This is a genomic window from Arthrobacter sp. SPT-J7 (assembly GCF_059089965.1).
The window spans coordinates 1-579 of record NZ_JBNHFF010000537.1 but is presented as its reverse complement, the minus strand read 5'-3'; the positions used below and the strand labels follow the sequence as shown (position 1 = coordinate 579).

Here is a 579-nt window from a genome sequence, read left to right as displayed (position 1 = left end):
GCCGGACTCCTTGCCGTAGCCGCCGCCACGGATGACCTCGTACATGATGCGGAAGAGCTGGAACGGGTCCGCGGCACCCACAATGAGGTCGTCGTCGGCATAGAAACGCGAGTTGAAGTCGAAGGAACCGAGCTTGCCCAGGCGCAGCAACTGCATCACGATGAACTCGATATTGGTGCCCGGGGCGTGGTGGCCGGTGTCCAGGCAGACGAAGGCCTTCTCGCCCAGCGCCAGGGTCTGGGCGTAGGAGGTGCCCCAGTCCGGAACGTCGGTGTGGTAGAAAGCGGGCTCGAAGAACTTGTACTCGAGCACCAGGCGCTGCTCGTCACCCAGGGCGGCGTAGATTTCCTGCAAGGACTCGGCGAGGCGGTCCTGGCGGCCACGCATGTCGTCCTGGCCGGGGTAGTTGGTGCCGTCGGCCAGCCAGATCTTCAGGTCCTTGGAACCCGTGGCGTGCATGATCTCGATGCAGTCCAGGTGGTGGTCAACTGCCCGGCGGCGGACCGTCTCGTTGGAGGACGTCAGCGAACCGAACTTGTATTCGTCATCCTGGAACGTGTTGGAGTTGATCGTCCCCAG

General features: G+C 63.4%; 1 pseudogene. It reads right to left on the bottom strand.

The features are described from left to right. Positions 1-579: pseudogene (locus AC5RWX_RS34120) on the bottom strand (L-rhamnose isomerase); the annotation flags it as partial.